Raw genomic sequence first — 23,631 nt, 5'->3', positions numbered from 1 at the left:
CCCGCCTCTCTCAGCTTCCCACTTCCTGCCAGCTTCCTGGCGGGCCGTGCGTCAAGGCTCAGCCTTGAAGGGCCTTCAAAATTAAACAACGTTTTGAAATGTTTCCGTAATGCCTGACCTTGGATTAGATCAGTCTTCCAACCAATCGTTTCTCCATAGAAAGGAGGTGATCCAGCCGCACCTTCCGATACGGCTACCTTGTTACGACTTCACCCCAGTCGCCAATCCTACCTTCGGCAGCGTCCCCCTTGCGGTTAGACTACTGACTTCGGGTATTACCGGCTCCCATGGTGTGACGGGCGGTGTGTACAAGGCCCGGGAACGTATTCACCGCGGCATGATGATCCGCGATTACTAGCAATTCCAACTTCACGTAGGCGGGTTGCAGCCTACGATCCGAACTGGGACCGCTTTTAGAGTTTTGCTCCACTTCGCAGTTTTGCTTCTCTCTGTTAACGGCCATTGTAGTACGTGTGTAGCCCAGGTCATAAGGGGCATGATGATTTGACGTCGTCCCCACCTTCCTCCGTTTTGTCAACGGCAGTCCTATTAGAGTGCTCTTGCGTAGCAACTAATAGCAGGGGTTGCGCTCGTTGCGGGACTTAACCCAACATCTCACGACACGAGCTGACGACAACCATGCACCACCTGTCTCTGCTTTCCCCGAAGGGCACCTAACGTATCTCTACCTCGTTAGCAGGATGTCAAGACCTGGTAAGGTTCTTCGCGTTGCTTCGAATTAAACCACATACTCCACTGCTTGTGCGGGCCCCCGTCAATTCCTTTGAGTTTCAACCTTGCGGCCGTACTCCCCAGGTGGATTACTTATTGTGTTAACTCCGGCACGGATGGGGTCAGACCACCCACACCTAGTAATCATCGTTTACGGCATGGACTACCAGGGTATCTAATCCTGTTTGCTACCCATGCTTTCGTGCCTCAGCGTCAGTTAAGGCCCAGCAGGCCGCCTTCGCCACTGGTGTTCCTCCCGATCTCTACGCATTTCACCGCTACACCGGGAATTCCGCCTGCCTCTACCTCACTCAAGACCCACAGTTTCAATAGCAGTTCCAGGGTTAAGCCCTGGGATTTCACTACTGACTTGCAGATCCGCCTACGCACCCTTTACACCCAGTAAATCCGGACAACGCTCGCTCCCTACGTATTACCGCGGCTGCTGGCACGTAGTTAGCCGGAGCTTCCTCCTCAGGTACCGTCATTATCTTCCCTGAGGACAGAAGTTTACAATCCGAAGACCTTCTTCCTTCACGCGGCGTTGCTGCATCAGGGTTTCCCCCATTGTGCAATATCCCCCACTGCTGCCTCCCGTAGGAGTCTGGGCCGTGTCTCAGTCCCAATGTGGCCGATCAACCTCTCAGTCCGGCTACCGATCGTCGCCTTGGTGGGCCTTTATCCCGCCAACTAGCTAATCGGACGCGAGTCCATCTTTCAGCGGATTGCTCCTTTGATCGCTGTACCATGCGATACTACGATGTTATGCGGTATTAGCATCCTTTTCAGAATGTTATTCCCCTCTGAAAGGCAGGTTACTCACGCGTTACTCACCCGTCCGCCACTAACTTGAGGGAGCAAGCTCCCTCTCGTCCGTTCGACTTGCATGTGTTAGGCACGCCGCCAGCGTTCGTCCTGAGCCAGGATCAAACTCTCTAAAAATTGTATTTAATCGCCCCAGAGGAGCGTTTAAATCTTTAGAGTTTTTGAAAAGCTCTATCTCGATACACTAACGTGTATTCCAGTTTGTTGAGTCTGGATTCTCATTCGTCCGAAAGTTCCGTTCACATCCTTCCGGATGTTCCCGTCTCTCTCAAAGTCATTACGGGTCCTTCATTTCGTAACGTTGTTTAATTTTCAAGGTCCTTCGCCTCTTCGATCAAGTTCAGAGGTGATGTTTAACATCATATCACATTCGCTTTATGGTGTCAAGCATTTTTTCTGTCTCTCTCGACGGCTTCACTATAATATCACACTCGTTCCCCAATGTCAACGCTTTTTTTACATTTATTTTATGTCTGTCCCTTTCTACCAATTATATTGCGGTTTTCCTGTCAATTTGGTATACTTAAAAGTAATATGTCCTATTTACCTTTCGATTATACCCCAAAATCCAAAAAGAATCGAGCGAAATAATATGCCTATTAAAATACAAGCGGAATTGCCCGCTATTAAAGTATTAGAGGGAGAAAACATCTTTGTCATGACGCATGAACGCGCCAATATGCAGGATATCCGTCCACTCAAGATTGTCATTCTCAACTTGATGCCGATCAAACCCGTAACCGAAACGCAATTGCTGCGCGTTTTGAGCAACACGCCGTTACAGGTTGATGTCGAATTGATGCAGATGGCCTCCCATGTTTCGAAGAACACCTCTGCTTCCCATCTCAATACCTTTTATAAAACCTTTAAGGATTTGAAAAACGAGAAATTCGACGGCATGATTATCACAGGCGCACCCGTTGAAAACATGCCGTTCGAAGAGGTGGACTACTGGCCGGAGCTCTGTGAGATTATGGATTGGAGCCGGAAGAACGTCTACTCCACCCTACATATCTGTTGGGGCGCGCAGGCCGGGCTTTACTATCACTATGGAATCCCCAAATATCAATTGCCACAAAAATTGAGCGGCGTTTATCTGCACCGTGTGTTGGACCCACACCATCCATTGGTTCGTGGGTTCGACGACAGCTTTTATGTCCCGCATTCCCGAAATACGGAAATTCGTCGGGACGACATCAAACAGCACGATGAACTGATGATCCTGTCCACCTCCAGCGCGGCCGGTGTCCATCTGGTGGCCAAAAAGGACGGGCGCCAATTTTTTGTCACCGGGCACGGCGAATACGATCGCGACACCCTGGCCAACGAATATTTCCGCGATGTGCGCAAAGGATTAAAGCCACACATTCCAGAAAACTACTTTCCGAATGACGATCCCAGCTTGCAGCCGCGTTTTACTTGGCGCAGCCATGCGCATCTGCTCTTTGCCAATTGGCTGAACTACTATGTTTATCAGCAGACCCCTTATGACTTAAAGGATTTGCGAGAGGTATAAAGGATGATCTTTTCTCTAAAGGATGGCAGACCCGCCGAATTGCGGGAAGCGGTTCCTTCCGATGCGGAAGATATGATCGACTATCTCCGTTGTATCGGAGGAGAGAGCGACTTTTTGACCTTCGGCAAAGACACATTTTCCATGTCTGCCGCCGAGGAGGAAGCCTACATTAAAAGTTTCCAATCCTCCAACCGTATTTTGCTGGTCGTATATGTGCATGGACAGCTGGCCGCCATGGGGAATCTCACCGCAGCGGAAGCGCTGCGCCTCTGCCATACGAGTGAACTGTCCATCTCGGCAAGGAAGTCCTATTGGGGGACGGGAATCGCCCAGGCATTGATGGAGCAGCTCTTGCAATTTGCCCGGAATTCCAAACAAATTCAAGTGATCGGCCTGACGGTCAATGCCGAAAATGTGCGTGCAATCCGTTTGTATCAGCGCTATGGCTTTCAAGAGGTCGGGTGTTATCCCCGCTTTTTCCATTTAGAGGACGGCCGTTTTGTAGATGCAAAATGGATGAACCTCTATTTATAACCTTCAGAAAATCTTAATAAGTCCTTCTTGGTTTCTTAAGAAGTCGACAAGTGAATCTTAAAGGAAAGATCGCCCCTGTTCGGTAGAATAAAGACCGAACAGGGGCGATCTTTTTCGTTTCTGTTTAAAATATGTATTTCTGTACGATTGGACACAGGGGAACGGCACGCTTCTCTGTTGTCTTTCCCAAAGGAGGCTTTACAAATGAACACCTTTCATCGGACAACGGTCGCTCCATCCCCCGATGATCTCACAAATTTGTCTCAACACCTGCACACCAGTCAAACACCTCTGGAGTGTTCGGAGCGCAGAAAGAAACTGGCCATTTTGTTTGGCGGCTGTTCCACAGAATATAGTGTTTCTCTACAATCCGCCTATTCCGTGATTACCCATATAGATTCGTCTGCTTATGCATGCATATGGATTGGCCTTCATCCGCATACCGGCCAATGGTTTTGGTACCGCGGGGACCCAGAGCGCATTCTAAACGATAGCTGGTTTTCGGAGGACTTCTGCATCCCGATCTTTCCCTCCACAGATCAGTCCATCCACGGATTTCATTATATGGACAACGGCATTCTACAGACGGTTTCTTTGGACGCAGCGCTCCCCATCCTCCACGGGAAAAACGGAGAGGACGGAACCGTACAGGGGCTTTTGGAATTGGCCGGTATCTCGGTCGTCGGATGCGATCTCTTGAGTTCCGCTGTATGTATGAACAAAGAAATGGCCCATCGCCTGGTGGCGGCGGAAGGGATCGCCGTTCCCCTGTCCTTTTTGGTCCGGCCCCCGTTCAACAGGGAATCGCTTCAACAAGCCGCAGAAACGCTGGGCTATCCCCTGTTTGTAAAACCCGTCCGATCGGGCTCCTCCTTTGGCATCACCAAAGTACACGCCGTTGAGGAACTGTTTCCCGCCATCGAACATGCATTTTTGCACGATTCGGCGGTCCTCCTAGAAGAAACCATCCCGGGGTTTGAAGTGGGATGCGCCATCCTGGGGACGGACCATCTAACCGTCGGCGCTGTGGATGAAATTGAGCTTTCCGGCGGCTTCTTCAACTATACGGAAAAATACACGTTAAAGCACGCAAAAATCCATGTTCCCGCCCGCATATCGGACCATAAGACAGAAGAGATTCAGTCGGTCGCCAAAAAGATTTTCCGCATTTTGGGATGCAATGGATTCGCCAGGGTGGACTTGTTCTTGACGCCGGAGGGCCGCATTTACTTCAATGAGGTCAACACCATTCCCGGATTTACCTCCCACAGCCGCTATCCCAATATGCTGAAAGAAATCGGCCTCTCCTTCACAGAGATCATCCAACGTCTATTGGAAACGGGGGTATCCATATGAAACCGGTTCTTCTCAGGCAGGAGAATATTTCTCACGGCGACCTTCTTCTGGTTGCTCCCGGACATCCCCTGCCCCCATTTCCAGTGCTCCCGGAGATGACCCCAGCGCTTCCCGATCAACCGGACATTCTTTTGCAGTCCCATGCCGCACAGTCTCTGCAACGTCTAATCGCCACCCTCGACGGTTGGAAACAGGTGACCGCTGTCAGCGGTTTCCGCACCCAGGAAGAACAGGAGGAAATCTGGAGGGATACGCAGGCAAAGGAGGGGCTGGCATTCACCCAGAAGTATGTCGCCCTCCCCGGACACAGTGAACATCAGACCGGGCTCGCCATTGATCTGGCGGCACAAAGTGCCCGGATTGATTTTATCTGTCCGGACTTTCCGCACACAGGCATCTTCCAAAAGTTCCGGCAACTGGCTCCGCAGTTTGGATTTATAGAACGGTATCTCAGCGGCAAGGAATCCTTGACAGGCATCGCGGCGGAGCCATGGCACTTCCGCTTCGTCGGTGTTCCCCATTCGGTTGTGATCACAGAGAAGCATTGGGTTTTGGAAGAGTATCTTTCCTTTTTAAAAAACGCCACCGCTCCCGGTCATCCGTTTTCGTATCGCTTGCGTGGGATTGACTTTGAACTGTTCTATGTTCCCATGGAAAAGCAGGCAGAAACAACGGTGGAAATCCCGGACTCGATGTCCTATTCCCTCTCCGGCACCAACGCGGGCGGCATCGTTCTGACCCTTTGGAGAAGTCCCCATGAAGGCTAAAAATTACGCAGGTGTGGACCTGTTCCGGATTCCCGCCGCCCTGATGGTTGCGGCAATCCACATCGCCCCCTTTTCGACTTGGAACCGCGTGGGGGACGTCCTGTTCACCTACTGTCTCGGCCGTATAGCGGTTCCCTTTTTCCTGATGACAACCGGCTTCTTTGTATTGGCGCCGTATGCGAAGAGCGGATTTCGGGACAAGCGCCGCCTCGTCCGATTCTTAAGACAAAACACGCTGCTCTATCTGGCTGCCACCCTCTTCTATTTCCCGATCAATTGGTATGCAGGGAACCTTCCCAAAAACGTACTGGAATTTTTTAAAGCCCTTCTATTTGATGGGACGTTTTACCATCTGTGGTACTTTCCGGCGGTAATCCTCGGGTGCCTCCTTGTGGCGATCCTCGCCAAGCGGTCCATGCGGGCTGGGTGGATCTACGCAGGGATTGCTTATCTGATTGGCCTTGCCGGTGACAGCTATTATGGGCTAATCCAGCAGATTCCCGCACTTAAAGCGTGTTATGACGGCATCTTCTCCATCAGCAATTATACGCGCAACGGTATTTTTTTCGCACCCATCTATCTATTGCTCGGCATGGCCATTGCCAATCCCAGAAACCGCTGTTCCAAAACCGCTTGCCGGTGGGGGCTTCCGATCTCTGTCGTTTTCTTGCTGATCGAAGGGTATTTGACCGATCTTCTGCACCTGCAACGGCACAACAGCATGTATCTTTCTCTGTTGCCAGTCCTGTATTTTCTGTTCCAAATGTTGCTGCGGATACCCGGACAAGCACCCCGTTGGGTGCACGGCGGTTGCACCCTGTTCTATCTGATCCATCCGGCTGTGATCGTTCTTGTGCGCGGAGCTGCCAAAATCACCGGCACAACTAAGCTGTTTGTTGAAAACTCAATGATACACTATTCGGCTGTCTGCGTTGTATCGCTTGGGCTGGTGGCAGCCGTCTTATTTTTGAAGGAAAGGAGGAACGCGGTATGTGCCAAAAAGGTAGGGCCTGGATCGAGCTGAGCCGGGAAAACTTGGCCCATAATGTCCGAGAACTTCAGCGGATTCTTCCAAAGCATACCGCCATGATGCCAGCGATCAAGGCGAACGCCTATGGCCATGGCGCGGCCCTCGTCGGCAAAGCGTTACAGGATATGGGGATCTCCGATTTTTGTGTTGCCACCGTGCAGGAAGGGATCGAACTCCGGCTGGCCGGCATTACGGGACAGATCCTCGTATTGGGCTATACCCATCCCTCCCAATTCAATGAACTGGCCCATTACAACCTCGTCCAAACGGTCATCGACTATCCCTATGCCCAGGTTTTAAACGACTATGGAAAGGCACTTCCGGTACATGTGGGCATCGACACCGGTATGCGGCGTTTGGGGGAACGCAGCGATGCAATCGAAAAAATCCGCGCCATTTGGAGCTTTCCCCATTTGAAAATCACCGGCGTCTACTCCCATCTGTGCGTGTCCGACGGGACAACAGCGGAGGAGCGCGCCTTTACCCAGCTGCAAATCAAGCGGTTTCGGTCCGTGGTGGATGTGCTCCATAAAAGCGGCATATACGGGTTTAAAACACATATCCAGAGCAGCTACGGAATTTTGAACGATTATGAACCTTCCTTCGATTATGCGCGGACCGGCATTGCACTCTATGGAGTCCTAAGCCGTCCGAACGATCGTGTGCGCGCAGCCGCCGACCTGCGGCCGGTTCTCTCCTTAAAAGCCAGGGTAGAATGCGTCAAAACATTGTCTCCCGGTGAAGCCGCCGGATACGGCCGGGCATTTACGGCTGCTTCCGAGCGGACCATTGCCGTTGTTTCCATCGGTTACGCGGATGGGATTCCACGCAATGGCTCCCAGACCAGATATGCGCTTCTCCATGGGCAAAAGGTCCCCATCGTTGGACGCATCTGTATGGATCAACTTTTCATCGATGTCACCGGCATTCCAAATGTGGCGCCGGGGGATGAAGCCGTCCTGATCGGAAGCTCCGGCATCCAACAGATTTCCGCCAGCGACTTGGCTGAGCAGTCCGGCACGATTTCCAATGAAATCCTCAGCCGACTGGGAAGCCGCCTGGAGCGCATCGAGGTCCGTGCTTGACCTCTGTCCCAAAACAGAAAAGCAGTGCGCTGCCCTCTCCTTGGGCATGGCACTGCTTTTTCTTTGGAAGCCCAACACACTCCTCTTCTGTTTCAAACGAAAATGCTGTCCCCTAAACCAATTTTCTTCGAAGTTCCTGCAAAATCACCTTTTCCCTCCGGGAGACCTGCACCTGCGTCATTCCCAGCGCCTGCGCGGTTTCGGTCTGCGTCCGATGCTTATAATACCGGAAATAGATGATGTTTTGGTCGCGCGGAGGCAATTCCTTTACCACCTGTTTCAAAGAGAGCAGCTCCGCGATCTTCTCATCCTCCCCCTCGACGCTGATATCCATCTGTCCGCCCCCATCCTCTTCGGAAGCGGTCAAGGAGAGGGGCATCTGCGCTGCACCGAGCGCTTGCGCCGCTTCCGCCGGTTCCACCCCTAAAAGCTCTGCAAGCTCTCCGACGGTCGGAGAACGCCCCTCCTTTTCTGCAAATTCCGCCGCCTTTCGGGAGGCGCGAATGGAAAGCTCTTTCAGAGAGCGGCCCACTTTTACAGCGCCGCCGTCCCGGAAAAGACGGCGCATCTCGCCCAGGATAACCGGCACTGCATACGTGGAAAATTTGAGGCCGCGGCTCTCGTCAAAATGGTCCACCGCTTTGACCAGACCTAAACATCCCGCCTGGAAAAGGTCGTCATACTCCATCCCGCGCCCCTTAAACCGTTTGGCGCAGGCATGTACTAAGCCAATGTTTTCCTGTATCGATTGATCCCTATCCATTCTTCATCACACGCCGCGCAAGGTTCTTCTGCATGGTGACGGTGGTTCCAGACCCCAGTTTCGAAGTGACGCGAAGCTTGTCCATAAAGCTCTCCATCACAGCAAAGCCCAAACCTGCGCGTTCTTCCCCGGCCGTAGTAAAGAGCGGCTGCATAGCCTGTTCCACATCTGCAATGCCGCACCCCTTGTCGCGGATTTTGATCTGCAAGGTTCCATGGCCATCGTATTTTGCCGTTATGTAGATCATCCCAATCGTATCCCGGTAGGCATGTACAATGCAATTTGTGACCGCTTCCGAAACAGCGGTTTTGATGTCGCTCAACTCGTCGATCGTGGGGTCCAATTGCGCGGCAAATGCGGCGACAACCGCCCTTCCAAATGCTTCATTGTTGGAATTGCTTGGAAATGAAATGCGCATCTCATTCTTCGCCTTCAACTTCCTTCACCTCCTTTACAACGCTACAGAGATCCCGCAGGCCGGAGAGGGACACGATCTTCTCCAATTTGGGCGGGAGATTGGCAATGGTCACGTTGCCACCCCACGTCTGCATCAATTTATACCGTCCCATAATCAATCCAATCCCGGAGCTGTCCATAAATTGCACACCGGAAAAATCCAGTTTTAACACGCTTGGCCTTGTCCGCATTGCCGTTCCATCGATCTCCTCCCGCAATTCCCTTGCCACATGGTGGTCGATCTCCCCGCTGAGCAAAGCCGTAAGACAGCCGTCTTTTAAAATCAGCCTGACACCCATTCGATTGCCTCCTATGTATCCATTCTTGATATCTTGGACCATTCAAAAAGGATTCCCACTTTTTGCCTTTTTATACGAAGGAAAAACTTTTTTCAGAAAGGCGTTCTATGCTTCTTCTTCGTAGGTATACAAAAAGACCCTTTATCTATAAAGATAAAGGGTCTTTGCTAAAATTTTACTCGAAATCTGCGGGCAAGCCGACTTTTTCCCGCAACCGCTTTCGGGCAATCGGGCGAATCTCTCCCGCGAGGAACAGCGAACCACAAATCACCAGCGCACCGTTTTCCTTTAAAAGGGTAAGCGCCTTGTCCAAAGCCGCGGATACACCCTCCACAGGGTATGCTGGCGTCCCACGTACACGCCAGATGGCCGCCAGCTCTTCGGCGGGCATGGCGCGCGGATTGTCGGGTGTGACCGTCACCACCTGTTCGAAGAGCCCGTCCAAATTTTCAGCCGCCGTGTGGACATCCTTATCCGCCAACATGCCGATCAGCCCCACCAAGGAGCGCCCCGCCAAATGGTTCCGAAGTGTCTCTGCAAGCGCATGCGTTCCGTCTGGATTGTGGGCGCCGTCCAGGAAAACTAAAGGATTTTCGCTCAGCAGTTCCATACGGGCGGGGAAACGGACCGCAGCGAAACCCTCCATGAGCGCTTGGTCGGGGATCGAATAGCCGTGTTCCTGTACAACCGAAAGGGCAGCCAAAGCGGTGGCGGCATTTTTCACCTGGTATTCTCCCAAAAGGGGCAAGTGCAAGGAGAGCCCCTCATAGCGCAGTTCCGTCCCATGCAGCCCGCTGGAAACCACCGAGAGTACGGAAGGCGCGGCCTCCACAAGCCGGTTATGTTGCTTCATCGCTGCGCGCCGGATCACCTCCATTGCGCCGGGCAATTGATCGCCATAAGCCACCGTCACCCCATACGGCTTGATAATCCCCGCTTTTTCCGCAGCGATCTGCTCCACTGTATCACCCAGTACGCTGGTGTGGTCCAGGGAGATGGACGTGATAACGGACACCAGCGGCGTTCCGATCACATTTGTCGCGTCATTTCGCCCCCCCAGCCCCACTTCCAAAACGACAAAATCGCATTGCTGGCGTGCAAACCACAGGAAGCCAAGTGCGGTGGTAAAGTCAAACTCCGTGAGGGCTTCCCCGTTTTCAATCAAGCCCTGTGCAACCGGAAGCACCCCCTCTGTAATCTCGACAAGCGATTCCCTTGGGATTTTTTCAGCATCCACTCGGATGCGCTCACAAAAATCGCTGAGAAATGGGGACGTGAAAAGGCCCGTCCGGTATCCTGCTTTTTGCAATACGGATGCAATCATCGCGCAGGTGGAGCCCTTCCCGTTTGTACCTGCCACATGAATATATTTCAAACGATCCTGGGGATTCCCCAGCTGTGCCAAGAGTTTCCGGACGCGCTCCACCCCGGGCGAACCGCCAAAACGTGGAAACGCGTGAATCCTCTCCAAGGTTTGTTCATAGGTCATTGTACCCCCACTTTCCTTCCAAAAAAATTCAGGAAAACGCCCAAATATCCTTCGATTCCTTTCCATCCACAACGAATGGTCTCAAACCAGCGCAGTCGAAAGCCATCGGATTCCGGCGGCATTCCCTTCCTGCTTATCATGCAGTATTGCAGAAAGAGGCATACTTCCGCTTTGGAAAGCATGCCTCTCTCGTTTCCTGCAAAAATCTTATTTCGACAGCGCATCGATGCTGGACTGAATCAACGCGATGTGCTCTTTCAATTTCGCTGCATTCTGGCGAACGCCCTCCACGACGTTCTCCGGGGCCTTCGAAAGGAATTTCTCGTTGCTCAGCTTTTGCTGTGTCGTCGCATACTGCTTCTGTGCCGACTCCAATTCCTTCGTCAAGCGGGCAAGCTCTGCTTTCTTATCCACCAGTTCGTCCATCGGGATATATGCCTTCGCGCCGCTGGTGACAATGTTCACCGCGCCTTCGATCTCGAATGCGGGTCCAATTTCCACCCCGTTGGCAAAGGCCAAACGCTCGATGATCGGAGCGCCCTCCTGGAACACCTTTTCCGCCGCAGTCGCAATGTACAGATGCGTCTTTCTCGACGGGGGCACGTTCATCTCCGAACGGCGGTTGCGCACTGCGCGGATGACATCCATAATGCCCTGCATATCGGAGGCGGCCTGCTGGAAGCAATGCGCTTCTTCATAGACCGGCCACTTGGAGACCATAATGGACTCGCCCTCATGCGGCAGCGACTGCCAGATCTCCTCCGTGATATACGGCATAAACGGATGCAACAGCTGGAGCGTTCCCGTCATCACCCAAACCAGCACCTGGCGCGCTGCTTGGGCGGCCGACTCGTCGCTGGACTGCAAACGGATCTTTGCAATCTCAATATACCAGTCGCACAGCTCGTCCCAGAGGAAATCGTACAGCTTCTGTACGGCAATGCCGATTTCAAAATGCTCAAGGTTATCCGTGACTTCTTTGACAACCTGATTAAACTGGTTGACAATCCACTTGTCTTCCAATGCCAGCTTTTCAGGCAGCTGGTTGGGGACATCGCGGCCATCGATATTCATCAGAATGAAACGCGATGCGTTCCAGATCTTATTCGCAAAATTCCGGCTGGCTTCCACCTTCTCCTGCGAGAAACGCAGGTCGTTCCCGGGGCTGTTTCCCGTCACCAACGTAAAGCGCAGCGCATCCGCACCATACTGTGCGATCACTTCCAGCGGGTCAATGCCGTTGCCGAGCGATTTGCTCATCTTGCGCCCCTGGGCATCACGGATCAGGCCGTGGATAAAGACCGTCTTAAAGGGTGGCTCGCCCATATGCTCCATACCGGAGAAGATCATGCGGGCAACCCAGAAGAAGATGATGTCATAGCCCGTCACGAGTGTATCCGTCGGATAGAAATACTTGAGGTCTTCTGTCTGATCCGGCCAGCCGAGCGTCGAGAACGGCCACAGTGCGGAAGAGAACCAAGTATCCAGGGTATCCTCATCCTGGTGCAGCTTTCCGGAGCCGCACTTGGGGCATGTATGCGGCGCATCCATTGCGACAATCGTCTCCCCGCAATCCTCGCAGTACCACGCCGGGATGCGGTGTCCCCACCAGAGCTGGCGGGAAATGCACCAATCCTTGATGTTCTCCATCCAATTGAAATAGATCTTCTCCATGCGCTCCGGAATAAAGCGCACACGTCCGTCGCGGACGCATTCGATTGCCGGCTTTGCCAGCGGTTCCATCTTTACAAACCACTGCTTCGAAACGCGCGGCTCCACCACGGTGTGGCAGCGGTAGCAACTGCCGACATTGTGCTTGATCGGCTCGATACGCACCAGGAAGCCCTGTTCTTCCAGCTCCTTGACGATCTGTTTGCGCGCCTCAAGGCCGGGCATTCCTGCAAACTTCCCGCCGTTTTCATTAATGCTGCCGTCATCGTTCATCACATTGATGATTTCCAGATTGTGGCGCAGGCCGACTTCAAAGTCGTTCGGGTCGTGTGCGGGGGTGATCTTCACCACGCCGGTCCCAAAGTCCTGCTCGACATAGGTATCCGCAATCACCGGGATCTCACGGCCAACCAACGGGAGGATCAGCATCTTGCCAACGATGTCCTTATAGCGCGGGTCGTCCGGATGCACCGCCACGGCGGTGTCGCCCAGCATCGTCTCCGGTCGGGTGGTGGCCAGCTCCAAATACCCACTGCCGTCCTTAAACGGATAGCGGATGTGCCAGAAATTGCCGTCCTTCTCTGCGAATTCCACCTCCGCGTCGGAAATGGAGGTCTTACAATGCGGGCACCAGTTGATGATCCGCTCGCCACGGTAAATCAGGCCCTTATTATATAACCGCACAAACACCTCACGAACCGCCTTGTTGCAGCCCTCGTCCATGGTGAAGCGTTCGCGCTCCCAATCGCAGGAGGAGCCCAGCTTTTTGAGCTGTTCTACAATCCTGCCGCCGTATTTCTCTTTCCACGCCCAGGCGCGTTCCAGGAACTTCTCGCGCCCCAGGTCCTCTTTGGTGAGTCCCTCCTGGCGCATCGCCTCCACGATCTTGGCCTCTGTCGCGATGGAGGCGTGGTCCGTGCCGGGGAGCCAAAGCGCAGAATACCCCTGCATTCTTCTCCAACGAATCAGAATATCCTGAAGGGTTTCATCCATCGCATGTCCCATATGAAGTTGGCCGGTGATATTGGGCGGCGGGATGACGATGGTGTAAGGTTTTTTCTCCGGATCGACCGTTGCATGGAAATAACCGCCGTTCAGCCAGAAATCGTAAATCCGATCCTCCACTTCCTGCGGGTCATAGGTCTTTGCCAATTCCCTGCTCATGCATGTTCCCCCTAATCAACACAATCGCCGCAGGCGCTGAAGCAAGGAGCGCGGCGGCGTTTTTTACAAGATGCTACAAATAAATATATGTTATAGTATGCCATTTGCGCCCCATTTTGTCAATGGGCGCAAAGATCTCAAACCGGCAAGGCCACAGCAGAGCCAGCCTGCGCACTGCTGTCGATCACTGCGGCGATGCAGATGCACAATACGGCATTCTCCGCCTCCGCAATCTCCAGTGCAAAACATTCCCCGCTGGACTCCCAACAGCGTCCGTGCGACATGACCACCCGGCCCTCCGCATCGACCACGTCAAATGAGCGCAGGGCCATATCTCCGCGCAGCCTCCAAGAAATCCCGCGGATGCGGAACGGCGTCTTCAAAGAAGCCAGGTTTTGTAAGATCCGCGCGCGTTCCTTCTCCGCCACCACGATGGTATAGCGGGAAATGCCTGCCAGCCCCATATGGGTGACCCGCGCTGCCTCCACACCGTTGGAGTCGTACAGATACATTTTTCCTCCAAGGGTTTGTGCATCCCCGGAAAGGCGATAGCAGACTCGGCCGCAAGTATCATAGACCGTAAAAAGGCCCGCATTTGCCTCCGTATCCTGTTTCAGATACAAATTCAAAACGCAGCCTCCTCTCGCGTCTCACTTTACCGATTTCTTAGGATAGTATTGTACCATTTTTACGCTTTTATCGCAACTGAAAATGCCATTCGCGCTTTGAAAAGTACGAAAAGCCGGGAACGCTTGTCCCCGGCTTTTATACAATCCCTTATGCGGTCACATTGGTAAGGGTTGGCAACAACCCCTTTGCGGGTAAATGCTCAATATGCTCTGTGGAAAATGCGATATTGGTCGAATGGTCGGCAATACGTTCCAGGTTCATCAGCATATCGTTATAGATGGCGCCGGACTGCGGCGTACAGGTGCCATTGGTGAGACGTTGGATGTGGTTTTCCTTGAGCCGCTCCGTCTCGTCGTCGATGGTCTGTTCGATACGGTTGACCTGGTCCGCCAACTCCTTGTTTCGGCCTCCATCCTCAAAGAGGCGTATGGAGTCATCCAAAACTGTAAGCACAAGATCCTGCATATGTTTCAGTTCCTTGGCCGCTGCTTCACTCAAAGACGCCTTATTGTCGATGATGATCTGTGCCATTTCGCCAATATTGGTACTGTGATCCCCGATCCGTTCAAAATCGCTCACCACATGGAACAGGGCGCCGATCACTTCCCGGTCCGGGTCTTGCAATTCCAATCCGTTGATCTGGACCAAATATTCCGTAATCTTCTGGTTGAGGAAGTTTAAGACCTTTTCATTCTCTCCGACCTCTTCCAGCTTCTCCGTGTCCTTATAAAAGAGGGCTTCCATGCTGTTTAAAAAGTTGGTTCGCGCCAATTTTCCCATGCGTTCCACTTCCTTAAGTACCTGTGCTACGGCAATGGGGGGCGTGTTAAGGATGCGCTGATCCAGGTATTGGAGGCTGAGGTTCTCCCTCTGGCGATCCTCCCCGGGGATAATTTTGCAAGCAAGCTTTACCAAATAGTTGCTCAGCGGCAACAGAATGGATGTCGTCACAATATTAAAGATAATATGTACAATCGAGATCTGCATCATCACGTTGTTCGGCGAAATGCTCTTGATTAGGCTGGTAAACGGTGTCAACAGGGTGATGCAGGTAAAGAGGGTTGCGCCAATGACGTTGAACAACAGATGTACCGTTGCGGTACGCTTTGCCGTCTTCGTTGTACCTGCACTGGCCATGATCGCGGTCACGCAGGTCCCGATGTTCTGGCCATAGATCACATAGATGGCGGAATCCAGGCCAATCGCCCCCGATGCAGCCAACGCCTGCAAAACGCCCACGGACGCAGAGGAGCTTTGAATCAATGCAGTGAACACCAAACCGATCAGCAGGCCCAAAAGCGGGTTCTGCATCTGCACAAACAGATTCCGGAAGAACTCCGATTCGCTCAGCGGTTCCATTGCCGTACTCATTACGGTCATCCCATAGAACAGGATGCCAAAGCCGCAGACGATCTGTCCGATGTGCTTATGGTTGTTCTTTTTACAGAACATGATCATGACAACGCCCAAGAAAATCGCAATTGGTGCGAGGCTGTTGAGCTTGATGGCAATCATAAAGCCGGTCACCGTCGTGCCGATATTGGCGCCCATGATCACGCCAACCGCCTGCGCCAAAGTCATCAAGCCGGCATTTACGAAGCCCACAACCATGACCGTGGTGGCGGAAGAGCTCTGGATCACCGCGGTTACTGCAAAGCCGATCAGGGCCCCCATGTACTTGTTGGTTGTCAGCCGTTCGATCATCGTCTTGAGTCGGGAACCGGCCGCCAATTCCAATCCATCGCCCATCAGTTTCATGCCATACAGAAAGAGTCCCAGTCCACAAAGCAACATCATGAAGTTTTCAATTGTCATTTCAGCAACCTGCCAATCATTAAAATTTAGTTACTAATTTCTATTGGCTATTTGTTAAAGCAAAGTTAACTTTATGTTAAAAATGATAATACATTATCCATCTGTGTTTATGTCGAATTAGAAAAAATAGGCTCTAATTTGAAAAAATTTCCTTGCATCTAAGTAACTCATAAAATTTTAGTAATATGTGCATATTTAAAGTTTGTACATTTTTCGACAATATGTTAAAATAGAAGGGTAATCCCTTGGTGATATTTCCCCAGGGTACCATTTGAATGCAGTCCTAAACATTCCTTTTGGATAGGAGGCTTTTTTCGTGAAACGGCTCCGTCTGCCAAACTTGCGTCCTTGGATACCTGTATTGTTTCTTCCTCTCTCCCTTCTGCTCCTTATGTTTTCCCGTGCCGTTCCATCGTTTGCAGAATGGTATGCCACCGGTCCCTATCGCTGGCTCTCCCACTGGGGAAACCTTCTCTCCTTTTGCATTCCGTATTCTTCCATTGGGGAGATGCTTGTCCTTGCGGCCATTCCGGTTTGCCTCGGCTATTTGATTTATTTCTTTATCCAATGGAGAAAACATAGAGAAAGCCGCAGGGAAACCCTCTGCCGCTTCTTTCGAAATGCGCTCTGCGCCATCAGCCTTCTGGCGTTCCTTTTCACCATCTGTTGTGGGATCAATTACAGCCGCTACACCTTTGCGCAAACCTCCGGCCTGCGTATCCAACCATCCTCGAAAGAGGAATTGCAGGAGCTCTGCCAGTCGTTGGCCGGCGACGTTACTGCATTGCGCCAGCAGGTGCAGACCGACGCAAATGGAATCACAACGCTTGACGCTTCCGTCAATGGCACAGCGAAACAAGCCCGTTCCGCTATGCGGGCGGCTTCCGCCGACTATCCCCTGCTCGACGGCACCTACCTTGGCCCCAAACCAGTCTTTTTTTCCAGGGCCCTATCCGCTTGCCAGATTACGGGCATCTTTTTTCCCTTTACTTTTGAAGCCAATGTCAACATTGACATTCCCGATTACTCTATTCCCTCCACGATGTGCCACGAGCTCGCCCATCTGAGCGGCTTCATGCGGGAAGACGAGGCCAATTTTATCGCTTACCTTGCCTGTGTACATAGCGAAAGCGCGGAGTTCCAATACTCCGGGAAAATGCTGGCCTATATCTATGTATTCAATGCGCTTTTTGCAGAAGATCCGCAGGCGGCGCAGGAGATTTCCGCTTCCTTAGGGGAAGGGGTCCGCATGGATCTCAACGCCAATAACGCCTATTGGGATCAATTTGAAAGCCCAGTCGCAGAAGTGGCCAACCAGGTCAACAATGCTTATTTAAAAGCCAACCGGCAGCAGGATGGCGTCAGAAGCTATGGGCGTGTGGTCGATCTCCTTCTCGCTGAGCATCGGGCAAAACAGGAGGCAACTTCCCTGCAAACATCCTGATTTTCCCCAAAAAGAAACAGGCACCTTCAGCGGTAGACTTTCCGCTGAAGGCGCCTGTTTTTGTTTCATTGCCTAAACTCTGAAATCCATTTCTCCATTCTGCTTCCCGAAGGTTGCTTTCCTTTTCTATTCAGGCCGTTTCTGGGATTCGGAACCGCACTGGTGGTGTATCCGCTTTCAGTACATCAAACCGGTACCCTTCCTTCTGAAGCGCCTCAATGATCGCTGGGATCTGTTCCAACGTCATCTTTTTCGTGCCCGTATTATGGAACAGGATGACCGGACGGCGGAATTGCTTGCTATCATTTACCGCGTGCTGATAGATCTGCTGGGCGGTCGTCCCCCTGGTCGCATCCCCGGAATCAACGTTCCAGTCAAAATAGGTATATCCCCGGCGGTTCATTTCCTCAATAATCGCCTTTGCTGTATCGCGGTTGTAGGAATTGATACTTCCCCCAGCAAATCGATAGAGGGGGGTATCCACCCCGGTTTCTTTCAAAATCAGGTCGTGCATCTTGGCAAAATCCGCTAAATACGCATCGACCGAAGCATAGATTTCCCGATAGTCATGCGAATAACTATGTACGGCAATGGCGTGGCCGCGCTTCACAATTTCGCGCATAGCTTTACGATCCTCTTCGCCTGTTTTTCCAACCAGGAAAAACGTCGCTTTGACCTGATAGCGATCCAGCACATCCAACAGGGGGATGGTCAAATCGGAAGGCCCATCGTCAAAGGTCAGATAGGCGATTTTTTCTTTTGAATCGTCTTCTTTTGGGGAAATCTTTTCGGTATACAGCAGCGGATACGGATCATTCGGTAAGGCTTGTTTTTCAGGAGCGATTTCTACAGCTGGAGCGCTTTCTGCGACGATTTCCGGTTTAGCGGACAATGCCCCTTCTATCGCTACCTGGCCTGCTAAGGTAGAAAGCGATGGGGAATCCACCTTTTGAAGCGCACGAGAAAGTGGAAAGCAAGTCGCTGAAAACAGGGCAAAAAGCAGTAAAATTGTCAAAATTGAAACTACCTTCCCACCGTTTCCTCTGCGAACATATTTCGCTCGTTTCATTCAAATACCTCCCTTGTCTTTGTTTTTCATCCCTCCGCTCCCCCATTATAACAAGATCTGCCACAAAAGGGCAGTTAAAGGTTTGTCATATTGGTTACAAATATCACTCAAGAAAGCCTTTCGTTCTTAACGAAGAAACCCTTGCGAAACAAAAACTGGTAGAATATAATGGTTACAATATCAAAAAGGAGGGTTTTGCCATGATCTTGAACCATACGGTGGAAGCGTTGATGGAACGCCGTTCCATCCGTTCCTACCGCAGTGAACAGGTCAGCGAAGAGGAACTGACCGACATTTTGAAAACGGGGAAATATGCGCCGTCCGCTATGGGCCGTCAGGCCCGTCACTTCACTGTGATTCAAAACAAGGCGCTTCTTGCCGATATCCGTGCCGCCATGCAGGACGCCACAGACGACCCCTTCTATGGAGCGCCGACTGTGATTGTTCTCTCCGCTCCGGCAGACGCCCGCTTTGCCCCGGAGGACACCAGCTGCGCCATCATGAACTTGATGCTGGCCGCGCATTCTTACGGCTTGGGGACGTGCTTCATCGGCTGCGTGCGCGATGTGTTGCGCACCCCTGCCATCCAGTCCCGCTTAAAATTGCCCGAGGGATACATCCCCTATAGCTGTATCACGCTCGGTTATCCAAAGGAGCACGCCGACGCCCCTGCGCCGCGCCGCACAGACGACGTCTCCTATGTCCGTTAGAAACGCCACACAAGAAAACGGCATTTGCTTTTCTGCGTATGAATTCGCAAAAGCAAATGCCGTTTTGTTTTATAGAAACCTTTTAGGAATGCTCTAAAATTTTTTCTGCACAGCGGATTCCATCCACCGCGGCGGAGACAATGCCGCCCGCATAACCGGCGCCCTCGCCGCATGGATACAGCCCCTTCACCACGGGGGATTCCAGCGATTCCCCGCGTAAAATGCGCACCGGGGAGGAACTGCGGCTCTCCACTGCTGTTAAGAGCGCATCCGGATAGGCAAAGCCATGCAAGTACCGCTCCATCTGTACAATTCCCTGCCTCATCGCCTCGGTGAGCTCAGACGGCAGGCAGCCGTCCAGCGCAGAAGGCGTCACCCCTGGCCGGTACGTGGGCTTGACATCTCCCAGCCGTTTGGAGGCCCTATTTTGTAGAAAATCCTCCACGCGCTGTACGGGCGCGGCATACCCGCCACCCCCTAAACGGAATGCTTTCTCCTCCAATTTACGCTGAAAGGTTACCCCTGCCAGCGGCCCATCCGAGCCGAAATCCTCTGGACCGATCCCGACGAGCAGCGCGGCATTGGCATTTTCCCCGTCGCGTGCAAAATTGCTCATTCCATTGGTGACCAACCGGCCCTCTTCGCTGGCAGCTGCAACCACCTGGCCCCCTGGGCACATGCAAAACGTATACACGCCCCGGCCGCTGGGAAGGTGAACCGCTAATTTGTAATCGGCCGCTCCTAAAGCCGGATGCTGCGCAAAGTGGCCGTATTGCGCCCGGTTGATCAGCTCCTGCGGATGTTCAATTCGCGCCCCAACGGAAAACGGCTTGGGCTGCATGGGGATGCCCATCTCTTCCAACATCGAAAAGGTATCGCGGGCGCTGTGCCCCACCGCCAGCACCACATGATGGGTTTCCAACACATACGGATTGCCTTCGGCCGGCTGGATGCGCACTCCTATCACTTGATTTTCTTTGCAGAGCAGTCCGGTCATTTGCGACGCAAACCGCACTTCGCCGCCCAGTTTGCAGATGGTTTCCCGGATATTTTTGACCGTCTGGGGCAGCCGGTCCGTCCCGACATGCGGCTTCGCCATATACAGAATCTCTTCCGGGGCCCCGGCCAGCGCCAATTCCTCCAGCACCTTCCGGGCGCGCGGGTCCTTTGTCCCGGTATTGAGCTTTCCGTCGGAAAAAGTCCCTGCGCCGCCTTCGCCAAACTGCACGTTGCTCTGCGGCTGCAGCTCCCCCGTCTTCCAAAAATGCTCCACCGCTTTTTGCCGTTTTTCCACCGGCTCCCCGCGCTCGATCACGATTGGGCGCTGCCCGGCCTGGGCCAAAATCAACGCGGCAAACAGACCGGCCGGACCAAATCCAACCACCACGGGGCGCATGGGAAGCGGACGGCTGTCCGGCAGCTCATAGCGATAGGGAACCGCTTCTGTAATTTTGCGGTCTCCCCGGATACGCGCCCGGCTGCACTCGCATTCCACCGTACACGTAAAATGGACCTCACTCTTTTTGCGCGCATCCACAGACTTCCTGCACAGCCTTAGATTCCGCACTTCCCCCGGCGACACCCCCAGCCGTTTCGCCGCGAGATTGGACAGGTCCTCCATCGTCCCGTCCAGCGGCAAATGAATATCTGCAATTCGATAGACCATCGTCTTTATTCCTCCGGCATTCCATTCAGTAAAGAGCGCGCACAAGCGCGCCCAGCGGCCATTCCCGTGCTCCACGCCCAGTGGAGGTTATACCCGCCGCAATCTCCATCCACATTCAGCAATTCCCCTGTTAAGTAAACGCCCCTGCATTTTCGCGATTCCATCGTCCGGCAATCGACCTCTGCGAGCGGCACCCCTCCGGCCGTAACCTGTGCGCTGTCCCACGACAGCAGCCCCACCACGGGGAACCGGAAATTCTTCACCGTTCTGCTGACAGTCCCCAACTGTCCCTTGGAAAACTGTCCAGCTGTTTTGGGGAGCTGTGGGAGCGCAACGCGCAAAAGCTCCCGCCCCACGTTCCGGTTCAGCATTCCCCCCAACAGGTCACCGCTAGGGAGCGTGGGGAGGCGCTCGACGGCCTGGTAAAGCAGCGAAGCGATCTGTGATTCCGTATACTCCGGCATCAGATCCAAAGCTACCTCCACTTTTTTATTCTTTTGTTCCAAGCATTGCCCGGCCAAACGGGAAAGCTCAAAAATGCAGATTCCGGAGAGGCCGTGTTCCGTAAACTGAACTTCCCCGCTGGTCTTTTGGAGGGGGGTGCCATCGGCCAGCAAAGTGGCCTCCGCATGGCTCCGCATCCCTTTTAAGGGCTTCGCGCGCTTCGGTTCCGTCCGGATCTGCACCAACGCTGGCCGCAGGGGGACGATGCTGTGCCCCAGCTTTTCCAACAGCTGATACCCGCTCGCATTCGCCCCAAGCTGTGGATAGGCAAGTCCACCTGTGGCAAAGATGACCTTGCGGGCCCGATAAGCTCCTGTTCCCGTTTGAAGAAGGAAGCCTTCCTTCTCCCGGTGTATCCCCGTAACCAGACGTTCGCATTTGACTTCCACCCTTTGACGCTCCAAATGGAGACGCAAAATCTCCAACACAGAAGACGCCTGGAGGGAATAGGGATACAAACGGCCTTCCTCCAACTCCCGGCAGAGCAATCCCATGGAGGCAAACTGCCCGGCCACCTTTTCCGGTGGAAACCGCTTCAGCAGGGCAGCGGCGCGTCCTGTATCTCCGTGGTAATGCGCAGGGGCCACATGGCGGTTGCTCAAATTGCAACGCCCATTGCCCGTCGCCAAGAGTTTCTTCCCGACCCGTGCATTCCCTTCCAATACAAGGACACGCAAACCGCTGTGCCCTGCCTCTGTACTGGCAACCGCGGCCATCAGCCCAGCGGCTCCACCGCCGAGTACCGCTATATCATACGTTTCCACATCGCGTCCCCCCTTATTTTATGAAAGAATGGCGCTCCATCGCCCATGGCGCAGGGAACCATCGCCGTCGCTTTGCTTTAAACGGCGCAAATCTATCTTAGTATAAACCACCTTTGATCACTCTGGCAACCCTTTTCTCCCGTTTTTGAGAGAGCCCCCATAGCCCCGGGGCAAAGAAAAAAAGAGCGGAACAGCAAGTGCCATTCCGCCCCTTTTATTCCCTATGTAGAAAGAGAAATGTACAATTAGTCCGCGAAGTATCTCTTCAGCAGGCCATTGAAGCCAGCGCCATGGCGGGCCTCATCCTTAGCCATCTCATGAACGGTGTCATGGATTGCATCGTAGCCCAGTTCCTTCGCGCGCTTTGCGATCTGCAGCTTGCCTTCGCAAGCGCCCGCCTCAGCCTCTGCACGCATCTCGACGTTCTTCTTGGTGCTGTTGGTAACTACTTCGCCGAGCAGCTCTGCGAACTTCGCAGCATGCTCTGCCTCTTCGAATGCATATCTCTTGAACGCTTCCGCAACCTCCGGATAGCCTTCGCGCTCTGCCTGACGGCTCATTGCCAGATACATGCCAACCTCGGTGCACTCGCCGTTGAAGTTCATTACCAGGCCGTCATAGACTTCCTTGTCTACGCCCTGCGCAACGCCGATCTCATGCTCGCAAGCAAAGGAAGCGCCCTCTTTCTTCTCGATGAACTTCTCTCTCGGCGCTTTGCACTGGGGGCAGAACTCCGGAGCCTGCTCACCTTCATAGACATAACCGCATACAGAACACACAAATTTTTTCATGATAGGTTCCTCCATACAAATTAAAATATTAGGAAAGACTTTCTTGTCTTTTCATGCAATCGGAACAGGTGCCGCGAAAAATCACTTCACAGCTTTCCACAAACAATCCATTTTCCTTAGCCACTTGCTTGCCAATCCGGGCTCCAACAAATTCCCCCGGAATATCAATGACTGCACCGCACTTTGTGCAGATAAAATGCGTATGCGGCCGTATATCGCCGTCGAAGCGTTCCTGGCCGTTTACCACGCCAACGCTATTGATAATCCCATCGTTTTTGAACTGCGCAATGTTGCGATAGACCGTTCCCAGACTCAAGTCGGGATACTGGGGTTTCAATTGCTGATAGACCCATTCCGCTGTGGGATGAATTTTGGCGTTGCGAATGGTCATCAAAATTGCTTCCCGCTTCCGGCTAAAGTTCTGTCGTTTCTCCATTGAGGCATCTGCACCTTCCTTCTGTGCCAGAATGTAACAGATTAATAATTGATAACAATTCCTATTACTGAATATAATCATAGCACAAGGATTTCCATTTGTAAAGGGGCGCTCT

Annotated in this window: 20 protein-coding genes and 1 rRNA gene; 8 read left to right on the top strand and 13 right to left on the bottom strand. The window is 52.8% G+C overall.

Annotation, left to right across the window (positions count from 1 at the left end; translation table 11 throughout):
• Positions 1 to 159 precede the first annotated feature (159 nt).
• A 16S ribosomal RNA gene (locus I2G69_RS01870) occupies positions 160 to 1,674 on the bottom strand.
• 475 nt (positions 1,675 to 2,149) lie between these two features.
• On the opposite strand from I2G69_RS01870, the gene metA reads away from it, so the two are divergent.
• The 6 genes from metA to vanT all read left to right on the top strand — a co-directional run bounded on the left by metA (position 2,150) and on the right by vanT (position 7,845).
• Entirely contained in the window at positions 2,150 to 3,073 is a 924-nt protein-coding gene (gene metA / locus I2G69_RS01865) for a homoserine O-acetyltransferase MetA (RefSeq protein ID WP_087233055.1), read from the top strand.
• A 3-nt stretch (positions 3,074 to 3,076) separates the two neighbouring features.
• Positions 3,077 to 3,607: a GNAT family N-acetyltransferase gene (locus tag I2G69_RS01860; RefSeq protein ID WP_191362182.1), complete on the top strand. Its 531-nt coding sequence runs from the start codon at positions 3,077 to 3,079 to the stop codon at positions 3,605 to 3,607.
• A 204-nt stretch (positions 3,608 to 3,811) separates the two neighbouring features.
• Positions 3,812 to 4,963 (top strand): D-alanine--D-serine ligase VanG, encoded by a 1,152-nt coding sequence (gene vanG, locus I2G69_RS01855; RefSeq protein ID WP_195560102.1) that lies wholly within the window; start codon positions 3,812 to 3,814, stop codon positions 4,961 to 4,963.
• Positions 4,960 to 5,730: a D-alanyl-D-alanine carboxypeptidase family protein gene (locus I2G69_RS01850; RefSeq protein ID WP_191395303.1), complete on the top strand. Its 771-nt coding sequence runs from the start codon at positions 4,960 to 4,962 to the stop codon at positions 5,728 to 5,730. Before vanG ends, I2G69_RS01850 begins: the two co-directional genes overlap by 4 nt.
• Positions 5,720 to 6,754: an acyltransferase family protein gene (locus I2G69_RS01845; protein WP_195560101.1), complete on the top strand. Its 1,035-nt coding sequence runs from the start codon at positions 5,720 to 5,722 to the stop codon at positions 6,752 to 6,754. Before I2G69_RS01850 ends, I2G69_RS01845 begins: the two co-directional genes overlap by 11 nt.
• Positions 6,721 to 7,845 carry a serine racemase VanT catalytic subunit gene (vanT, locus tag I2G69_RS01840; RefSeq protein WP_191362186.1) on the top strand — a complete coding sequence of 375 codons (1,125 nt, stop codon included), beginning with the start codon at positions 6,721 to 6,723 and terminating at the stop codon, positions 7,843 to 7,845. Before I2G69_RS01845 ends, vanT begins: the two co-directional genes overlap by 34 nt.
• A gap of 112 nt (positions 7,846 to 7,957) precedes the next feature.
• Here vanT and I2G69_RS01835 read toward each other — a convergent pair whose 3' ends face one another.
• The 7 genes from I2G69_RS01835 to I2G69_RS01805 all read right to left on the bottom strand — a co-directional run bounded on the left by I2G69_RS01835 (position 7,958) and on the right by I2G69_RS01805 (position 16,132).
• On the bottom strand, positions 7,958 to 8,608 hold the full coding sequence (locus I2G69_RS01835) for a sigma-70 family RNA polymerase sigma factor (RefSeq protein ID WP_087233038.1): 651 nt from the start codon (positions 8,606 to 8,608) through the stop codon (positions 7,958 to 7,960).
• A complete protein-coding gene (gene spoIIAB, locus I2G69_RS01830; protein WP_279323426.1) occupies positions 8,601 to 9,044 on the bottom strand; it encodes an anti-sigma F factor in 444 nt (147 codons plus the stop codon). The genes I2G69_RS01835 and spoIIAB overlap by 8 nt, the downstream gene beginning before the upstream one ends.
• Positions 9,028 to 9,363 (bottom strand): STAS domain-containing protein, encoded by a 336-nt coding sequence (locus I2G69_RS01825; protein ID WP_191395301.1) that lies wholly within the window; start codon positions 9,361 to 9,363, stop codon positions 9,028 to 9,030. The genes spoIIAB and I2G69_RS01825 overlap by 17 nt, the downstream gene beginning before the upstream one ends.
• 175 nt (positions 9,364 to 9,538) lie before the next feature.
• On the bottom strand, positions 9,539 to 10,852 hold the full coding sequence (locus I2G69_RS01820; protein WP_195560100.1) for a bifunctional folylpolyglutamate synthase/dihydrofolate synthase: 1,314 nt from the start codon (positions 10,850 to 10,852) through the stop codon (positions 9,539 to 9,541).
• Positions 10,853 to 11,059: 207 nt separating this feature from the next.
• Entirely contained in the window at positions 11,060 to 13,687 is a 2,628-nt protein-coding gene (locus tag I2G69_RS01815) for a valine--tRNA ligase (protein WP_195560099.1), read from the bottom strand.
• A 137-nt stretch (positions 13,688 to 13,824) separates the two neighbouring features.
• On the bottom strand, positions 13,825 to 14,316 hold the full coding sequence (locus I2G69_RS01810; protein ID WP_191362189.1) for an LURP-one-related/scramblase family protein: 492 nt from the start codon (positions 14,314 to 14,316) through the stop codon (positions 13,825 to 13,827).
• A 148-nt stretch (positions 14,317 to 14,464) separates the two neighbouring features.
• Positions 14,465 to 16,132 (bottom strand): Na/Pi cotransporter family protein, encoded by a 1,668-nt coding sequence (locus I2G69_RS01805; RefSeq protein ID WP_195560098.1) that lies wholly within the window; start codon positions 16,130 to 16,132, stop codon positions 14,465 to 14,467.
• A 316-nt stretch (positions 16,133 to 16,448) separates the two neighbouring features.
• Between I2G69_RS01805 and I2G69_RS01800 the strand changes: the two genes are divergently transcribed.
• Positions 16,449 to 17,576, top strand: coding sequence for a DUF3810 domain-containing protein (locus I2G69_RS01800; protein WP_191362191.1), 1,128 nt, complete (start codon positions 16,449 to 16,451; stop codon positions 17,574 to 17,576).
• Between the two features lie 130 nt (positions 17,577 to 17,706).
• Here I2G69_RS01800 and I2G69_RS01795 read toward each other — a convergent pair whose 3' ends face one another.
• Positions 17,707 to 18,645 carry a polysaccharide deacetylase family protein gene (locus I2G69_RS01795; protein ID WP_191362192.1) on the bottom strand — a complete coding sequence of 313 codons (939 nt, stop codon included), beginning with the start codon at positions 18,643 to 18,645 and terminating at the stop codon, positions 17,707 to 17,709.
• Between the two features lie 200 nt (positions 18,646 to 18,845).
• Between I2G69_RS01795 and I2G69_RS01790 the strand changes: the two genes are divergently transcribed.
• The gene (locus I2G69_RS01790; protein ID WP_191362193.1) at positions 18,846 to 19,355 is read left to right on the top strand and encodes a nitroreductase family protein; all 510 of its coding nucleotides are present in this window, start codon (positions 18,846 to 18,848) and stop codon (positions 19,353 to 19,355) included.
• Between the two features lie 82 nt (positions 19,356 to 19,437).
• Here the strand turns inward: I2G69_RS01790 and I2G69_RS01785 are convergent, their stop codons facing one another.
• The 4 genes from I2G69_RS01785 to I2G69_RS01770 form a co-directional block, all read right to left on the bottom strand.
• Positions 19,438 to 21,021: an NAD(P)/FAD-dependent oxidoreductase gene (locus tag I2G69_RS01785; protein WP_195560097.1), complete on the bottom strand. Its 1,584-nt coding sequence runs from the start codon at positions 21,019 to 21,021 to the stop codon at positions 19,438 to 19,440.
• Between the two features lie 5 nt (positions 21,022 to 21,026).
• Positions 21,027 to 22,289, bottom strand: coding sequence for an NAD(P)/FAD-dependent oxidoreductase (locus tag I2G69_RS01780; RefSeq protein ID WP_195560096.1), 1,263 nt, complete (start codon positions 22,287 to 22,289; stop codon positions 21,027 to 21,029).
• A gap of 245 nt (positions 22,290 to 22,534) precedes the next feature.
• A complete protein-coding gene (locus tag I2G69_RS01775) occupies positions 22,535 to 23,080 on the bottom strand; it encodes an NADH peroxidase (RefSeq protein ID WP_191362196.1) in 546 nt (181 codons plus the stop codon).
• 28 nt (positions 23,081 to 23,108) lie between these two features.
• On the bottom strand, positions 23,109 to 23,516 hold the full coding sequence (locus tag I2G69_RS01770) for a Fur family transcriptional regulator (protein ID WP_087232994.1): 408 nt from the start codon (positions 23,514 to 23,516) through the stop codon (positions 23,109 to 23,111).
• Positions 23,517 to 23,631 lie beyond the last annotated feature (115 nt).

The organism is Anaeromassilibacillus sp. D41t1_190614_C2, assembly GCF_015558525.1.
Lineage (GTDB): Bacteria > Bacillota > Clostridia > Oscillospirales > Acutalibacteraceae > Anaeromassilibacillus > Anaeromassilibacillus stercoravium.
This window is presented reverse-complemented; position numbering and strand designations above follow the sequence as displayed.

What these genes read in the sequence shown, in the direction of transcription:
- metA (WP_087233055.1), top strand. Translation starts at nt 2,150, where the DNA reads ATGCCTATTAAAATACAAGCGGAATTGCCCGCTATTAAAGTATTAGAG.
- I2G69_RS01860 (WP_191362182.1), top strand. Translation starts at nt 3,077, where the DNA reads ATGATCTTTTCTCTAAAGGATGGCAGACCCGCCGAATTGCGGGAAGCG.
- vanG (WP_195560102.1), top strand. Translation starts at nt 3,812, where the DNA reads ATGAACACCTTTCATCGGACAACGGTCGCTCCATCCCCCGATGATCTC.
- I2G69_RS01850 (WP_191395303.1), top strand. Translation starts at nt 4,960, where the DNA reads ATGAAACCGGTTCTTCTCAGGCAGGAGAATATTTCTCACGGCGACCTT.
- I2G69_RS01845 (WP_195560101.1), top strand. Translation starts at nt 5,720, where the DNA reads ATGAAGGCTAAAAATTACGCAGGTGTGGACCTGTTCCGGATTCCCGCC.
- vanT (WP_191362186.1), top strand. Translation starts at nt 6,721, where the DNA reads ATGTGCCAAAAAGGTAGGGCCTGGATCGAGCTGAGCCGGGAAAACTTG.
- I2G69_RS01835 (WP_087233038.1), bottom strand. Translation starts at nt 8,608, where the DNA reads ATGGATAGGGATCAATCGATACAGGAAAACATTGGCTTAGTACATGCC.
- I2G69_RS01825 (WP_191395301.1), bottom strand. Translation starts at nt 9,363, where the DNA reads ATGGGTGTCAGGCTGATTTTAAAAGACGGCTGTCTTACGGCTTTGCTC.
- I2G69_RS01820 (WP_195560100.1), bottom strand. Translation starts at nt 10,852, where the DNA reads ATGACCTATGAACAAACCTTGGAGAGGATTCACGCGTTTCCACGTTTT.
- I2G69_RS01815 (WP_195560099.1), bottom strand. Translation starts at nt 13,687, where the DNA reads ATGAGCAGGGAATTGGCAAAGACCTATGACCCGCAGGAAGTGGAGGAT.
- I2G69_RS01805 (WP_195560098.1), bottom strand. Translation starts at nt 16,132, where the DNA reads ATGACAATTGAAAACTTCATGATGTTGCTTTGTGGACTGGGACTCTTT.
- I2G69_RS01795 (WP_191362192.1), bottom strand. Translation starts at nt 18,645, where the DNA reads ATGAAACGAGCGAAATATGTTCGCAGAGGAAACGGTGGGAAGGTAGTT.
- I2G69_RS01790 (WP_191362193.1), top strand. Translation starts at nt 18,846, where the DNA reads ATGATCTTGAACCATACGGTGGAAGCGTTGATGGAACGCCGTTCCATC.
- I2G69_RS01785 (WP_195560097.1), bottom strand. Translation starts at nt 21,021, where the DNA reads ATGGTCTATCGAATTGCAGATATTCATTTGCCGCTGGACGGGACGATG.
- I2G69_RS01775 (WP_191362196.1), bottom strand. Translation starts at nt 23,080, where the DNA reads ATGAAAAAATTTGTGTGTTCTGTATGCGGTTATGTCTATGAAGGTGAG.
- I2G69_RS01770 (WP_087232994.1), bottom strand. Translation starts at nt 23,516, where the DNA reads ATGGAGAAACGACAGAACTTTAGCCGGAAGCGGGAAGCAATTTTGATG.